Origin of the sequence: Actinoallomurus acaciae (assembly GCF_042429965.1) — a bacterium.
Taxonomy (GTDB): Bacteria; Actinomycetota; Actinomycetes; order Streptosporangiales; family Streptosporangiaceae; genus Actinoallomurus; species Actinoallomurus acaciae.
In genome coordinates, this window is record NZ_JBHLZP010000517.1 from 1 (window position 1) to 5,555 (window position 5,555).

Annotated in this window: 5 protein-coding genes; 4 read left to right on the forward strand and 1 reads right to left on the reverse strand. The window is 72.5% G+C overall.

Annotation, left to right across the window (positions count from 1 at the left end):
• Positions 1-167: 167 nt before the first annotated feature.
• Positions 168-599, reverse strand: coding sequence for a type II 3-dehydroquinate dehydratase (locus ACFFNX_RS40545; protein WP_378211493.1), 432 nt, complete (start codon positions 597-599; stop codon positions 168-170).
• 192 nt (positions 600-791) lie between these two features.
• Between ACFFNX_RS40545 and ACFFNX_RS40550 the strand changes: the two genes are divergently transcribed.
• The 4 genes from ACFFNX_RS40550 to ACFFNX_RS40565 form a co-directional block, all read left to right on the forward strand.
• Complete coding sequence (locus ACFFNX_RS40550; protein ID WP_378211494.1) at positions 792-1,943, forward strand: DegT/DnrJ/EryC1/StrS family aminotransferase; 1,152 nt, start codon at positions 792-794, stop codon at positions 1,941-1,943.
• Positions 1,940-3,052 carry a Gfo/Idh/MocA family protein gene (locus ACFFNX_RS40555; RefSeq protein WP_378211495.1) on the forward strand — a complete coding sequence of 371 codons (1,113 nt, stop codon included), beginning with the start codon at positions 1,940-1,942 and terminating at the stop codon, positions 3,050-3,052. The genes ACFFNX_RS40550 and ACFFNX_RS40555 overlap by 4 nt, the downstream gene beginning before the upstream one ends.
• Positions 3,042-3,716, forward strand: coding sequence for an HAD-IA family hydrolase (locus ACFFNX_RS40560; protein WP_378211496.1), 675 nt, complete (start codon positions 3,042-3,044; stop codon positions 3,714-3,716). Before ACFFNX_RS40555 ends, ACFFNX_RS40560 begins: the two co-directional genes overlap by 11 nt.
• A 152-nt stretch (positions 3,717-3,868) precedes the next feature.
• The coding region (locus ACFFNX_RS40565; RefSeq protein WP_378211497.1) for a class I adenylate-forming enzyme family protein at positions 3,869-5,555 on the forward strand (1,687 nt) is incomplete at its 3' end.

Genomic DNA, 5,555 nt, shown 5'->3' on the forward strand with positions numbered 1-5,555 from the left:
GTCATTGGGGTACCTGTGCTATCGGTGCCGGGGTGGCGGGCCGGAAGGCGGCCTTGGTGCCGCCGACGTCGATCCCGAGGCGCGTCATTGGGGTACCTGCGCTATCGGTGCCGGGGTGGCGGGCCGGAAGGCGGCCTTGGTCCCGCCGACGTCGATCCCGAGGCGCGTCATTCCGGCACCAGTGCCATCAGCGCCCGGGCGGCGAGCCGGTAACCGAGCGACCCCAGCCCGACGATCGCCCCGTCCGCCACCGGTGCCAGCACCGACTCGTGGCGGAACGACTCGCGCGCCCACACGTTCGACAGGTGCACCTCGATCCACGGGCGCGGATAGGCGGCCAGCGCGTCGCGCAGGCTCCACCCCGCGATCATCAGCGCGCCCGGGTTCACGATCGCCCCGACCGTGTCCCACCGGCCGTGCAACGTCTCGATCAGCTCGCCCTCCGACTCGCGCTGCACCGACACCACCTCCCAGCCGCGCACGGCCACCTCCCCGCGTACGAAGGTCTCGATGTCGGCCAGCGTGTCGGTCCCGTAGATCTCCGGTTCCCGGCGCCCGAGAATCCCCAGATTCGGTCCGTTCAGCAAAAGCAACTGCATGATCGCCGTTATAGCATGCGCTGAACAATTGACGCGAAAAACATCGTCACGGCATTCTGGCAAGGGAAATATAGGGGGGTGAATAGGGGATATGAAAAGCGCTCACGGCTTGGGTATCGTGCCGATGAAATCCCCGATAGGGGCCGTTTATCGCGTGATCGGGCACGTATTCCGTGGAGGGACGTGGCGCACATGAGTGATATAGGACTGCCGGAATGGCCGCAGTATGACGAGCGGGAACGCGCGGGGTTGATCCGCGCGCTGGAACAGGGCCACTGGTGGCGTATGGGCGGCGGCGAGGTCGACGCCTTCGAGCGGGAGTTCGCCGAGCACGAGGGCGCCGAGCACGCCCTGGCGGTGACCAACGGAACCCACGCCCTGGAGCTGGCACTCCAGGTGCTGGGGGTCGGCCCGGGGGATGAGGTCGTGGTGCCGGCGTTCACCTTCATCTCGTCGTCGCAGGCGGCGCAGCGGCTCGGCGCGGTGGCGGTGCCGGCGGACATCGACCCGGACACCTACTGCCTGGACGCCGAGGCCGCCGAGGCGGCGATCGGGCCGCGCACCAGGGCGATCATGCCCGTGCACATGGCCGGTCAGATCGCCGACATGGACAGGCTGGGCAAACTGTCGGCCGACAGCGGCGTCCCGCTCGCCCAGGACGCCGCCCACGCGCACGGTGCCCGGTGGAACGGCCGCCGGGTGGGGGAACTCGGCTCGGTCGCCGCGTACAGCTTCCAGGAAGGCAAGCTGATGACGGCGGGTGAGGGCGGCGCGGCCACCTTCCCCGACCGCGAGTCCTACGAAGAGGCGTTCCTGCGGCACAGCTGCGGCCGGCCGCGTGACGACCGCGGCTACCGGCACCGGACCTCGGGGTCGAACTTCCGCATGAACGAGTTCTCCGCCGCCGTCCTTCGCTCCCAGCTGAGCCGCCTGGACGAGCAGATCGACACGCGGGAACGACGCGCCCCGGCCCTGACCCGGCTCCTGGCGGAGATCCCCGGTGTCGTTCCGCAGGGACGTGACGCCCGCGCCGACCGGGTGCCCCACTACATGGCGATGTTCCGGGTGCCGGGACTGGCCGGGGAACGGCGCGACGCGCTCGTCGACGACCTCGTGTCCCGCGGGGTGCCCGCCTACGTGGTGTTCCGCGCGATCTACCGCACCGACGCCTTCTGGGAGACCGGCGCGCCGGACGCCACCGTCGACGAGCTGGCGGCGCGCTGCCCGAACGCCGACGCGCTCACCGACGACGGGATCTGGCTGCACCACCGCACGCTGCTCGCCACCGAGGAGCAGATCCACCGGGTCGCCGAGATCGTGGCCGACGCCGTGAGGGCCGCATGAGCGCCGCACGCCTCCGGGTGGCACTGGTCGGTCTCGGCTGGGCGGGGCGAGAGATCTGGCTGCCCCGGCTGCACGAGCACGGGCGCTATACGGTCACCGCCGTCGTCGATCCCGACCCGGCCGCCCGCGCCTCGGCGGGCGTGCCGACCGCGCCGGCCTCGGTCGAGGACCTCGACCCGGCGACGGTGGACCTGGCGGTGGTGGCCGTCCCCAACCACCTGCACAGCCCGGTCGCGACCAGGCTGCTCGCCAGGGGAGTGCCGGTGTTCCTGGAGAAGCCGGTGTGCCTGAGTGTGGCCGAGGCCGACCAACTCGCGGCGGCCGAACGGGAGGGCGGGGCGGTCCTCCTGGCCGGGAGCGCCGCCCGCTACCGCACCGACGTGCGGGCGCTGCTGGCCCTGGCCGCGGAGCTCGGCCCGATCCGGCACCTGGATCTGTCCTGGGTCCGCGCGCACGGTGTGCCCAGAGCGGGCGGCTGGTTCGTACGGCGCGAGCAGGCGGGTGGCGGCGCGCTTCTCGACCTCGGCTGGCACCTCCTCGACACCGTGGAGCCCCTGCTCGGCCCCACGGTCTTCGACCAGGTCATCGGCACGGTCTCGGCCGACTTCGTCAACGACCGGTCGCGCCGTGCGCGCTGGAAGGAGACCGGGGACGACGTCGCGTCCGCGACGTCCGACACCTCGGGCGCCGGCGATGTCGAGGACACCGCGCGCGGGTTCCTGGTGACCGACCGCGGCGTCTCGGTGGCCCTGCGGACCAGCTGGGCCTCGCACGAGACCCGCGACACCACCACGATCACCGTGGACGGCGGCGCCGGCACCGCCACGCTGCGCTGCACGTTCGGGTTCAGCACGAACCGGCAGCCGGCGTCCGTGCTCACCCGCGCGTGGCACGGCGCCACCAAGCCGGTGCCGGTACCGGAGGAGCCGGTGGGAATCGAGTACTCCCGCCAGCTCGACGAGTTGCCCGGACTACTGGCCGATCCGTCCCGCCGCGGCACGGTGATCGCGCAGTCCCGGCTGATGATCTCGGCGTTCGAGCGGCTGTACGACTCGGCGAGGTCCGCCGGGCGGACGCCGGCGGTCGCGGGGGCGGGCCATGGCCGGTGAGTTCCCGGGCGGCGCGACGCGCGCGGTGGTCTTCGATCTGGACGGTGTGATCGTGGACAGCTTCGACGTGATGCGCCGGGCGTTTCGCACGGCCTACGCCGAGGTGATGGGGGAGGGCCCCGCCCCGTTCGAGGAGTACAGCCGGCATCTGGGCCGCTACTTCCCCGACATCATGCGCATCATGGGCCTGCCCCCGGCGATCGAGGAGCCGTTCGTCCGGGAGAGCTACCGGCTCGCCGGTGAGGTGACCGTCTTCGACGGGGTCGAGCCGCTGCTGACGGAGCTGAACCGGCGCGGGCTCAGGCTCGCGGTCGCGACCGGCAAGAGCGGGCCCCGGGCCCGGTCGCTGCTGAACGTTCTGGGAATCGCCGGCCACTTCGCACACGTGATCGGCTCCGATGAGGTGCCGCGGCCCAAGCCGGCGCCCGACATCGTCGAACGCGCCCTCGACCTGCTCGGAGCCCGCCCGGAGGAGACGGTGATGGTCGGTGACGCCGTCACCGACCTGCGGAGCGCGCGGGGCGCCCGGGTCGGCGCGATCGCCGCGCTGTGGGGCGAGGGCGATCCCGGGCCGCTGCTGGCCGAACGGCCGGACGCGCTCCTGCGCCGCCCCTCGGATCTGCTCGACCTGCTGACCCCGTCTCTGCCTCGGGCACGATCGTGAGTAGGGACCTCTAGGGGGACCGTTAGGGGATTGCCCGGACCATTCTTTGCTGAGACTGAATCACGCCGGCTCGCAAATATTGCGAGTGACTCACTCTCTTTGGGGGATGCGCCGGGATGCTGCGTACGGAGCTTATTCGGCCACTGCCTGAATTGTTGACCGAACACGCCCGCCGCGCGTCCCGGAAGGTCGCCTTCCGGGACGCCCGGCGGACCGTCACCTATGCCGATCTGGAATTGCGGACGCGGCGCCTGGCGGGCCATCTGGCGGACCGTCGGCTGCAACCCGGCGACCGCGCGGCCATTCTGCTCGGCAACCGGGTCGAGACGGTGGAGAGCTACCTGGCCCTGGTCCGGGCGGGTGCGATCGGGGTGCCGGTGAACCCGCGGGTCACCGAGGCGGAACTGGCCTATCTGCTCGACGACAGCGGCGCCCGGCTGGTGATCACCGACGTCGCGCACACCGCGCCGCTGGGCCGGGTGCTGGCGGGACGGCCGGACGTCACGGTCGTGGTCGTCGGCGACGCGCCGTCCGAGGTGCCGCCCGGGGCGCTGTCCTTCGAAGCGCTCGCCGGAGCCGACCCCGTCACGCCCGCCCGCGACGACCTCGGCCTGGACGAACCGGCGTGGATGCTCTACACCTCCGGCACCACCGGCAGGCCCAAGGGGGTCCTCTCCACCCAGCGCAACTGCCTGTGGTCGGTGGCGGCCTGCTACGTCCCCGTCCCCGGGCTGTCGGCCGAGGACCGGGTCCTGTGGCCGCTGCCCCTGTTCCACAGCCTCTCGCACATCGCGTGCGTGCTGGGCGTCACGGCGGTCGGCGCGACCGCGCGCATCCTGGACGGCTTCAGCGCGGGCGAGGTGCTCGGCGCGCTGCGCGCGGACGACATCACCTTCCTCGCCGGCGTCCCGACGATGTACCACCACCTCGTCCGGGCGGCGCGCGAGGAGGGGTTCAAAGCCCCGCACCTGCGGATGTGCCTGGTCGGCGGCGCGGTCACCACGGCGGCGCTGCGCCGGTCGTTCGAGGAGGCGTTCGGCGCGCCGCTGCTGGACGCCTACGGCAGCACCGAGACCTGCGGGTCGATCACCATCAACTGGCCGACCGGCGCCCGCGTCGAGGGATCGTGCGGCCTGCCCGTGCCGGGACTCGGCGTACGGCTGGTGGATCCGGAGACCGGGACCGACGTCGACGCGGGTGAGGAAGGCGAGGTCTGGGTCCGCGGACCCAGCGTGATGACCGGCTACCACAACCAGCCCGAGGCCACCGCCGAGGCGTTCCGCGACGGCTGGTACCGCACCGGCGACCTGGCCCGGCGGGACGCGGCCGGCTATTTCACCATCACCGGCCGGATCAAGGAACTCATCATCCGCGGCGGCGAGAACATCCATCCGGGGGAGGTGGAGGAGGTCCTCCGCGCCCAGCCCGGCGTGGCGGACGTCGCGGTCGCCGGGCGCCCGCACGAGGTGCTCGGCGAGGTCCCGGTGGCCTTCGTCGTGCCGGGGCCGGAGGGACTGGACCCGGAGGCGTTGTTCGCCGCCTGCCGCGAGCGCCTGGCCTACTTCAAGGTGCCGGAGGAGCTGTACGAGATCGGCGAGGTCCCGCGTACGGCCTCCGGAAAGGTCACCCGCCGCCTGCTGCTGGAACGCCCCGCCCGCCTGCGCGCGACCGGCGGCGGCCACCACGAGTCGCTGTTCCGGCTCGACTGGATCCCGCTGCCCTCCGTTCCAGGCCGGCCCGGCCGGGGCGACGCGCCACCCGCGATCGTGGTGACCGCGGCGACGGCGGACGCGCGCGACCTGTCCGCCCGGCTGAGGGCGTGGGCGGCCGACGAGCGGC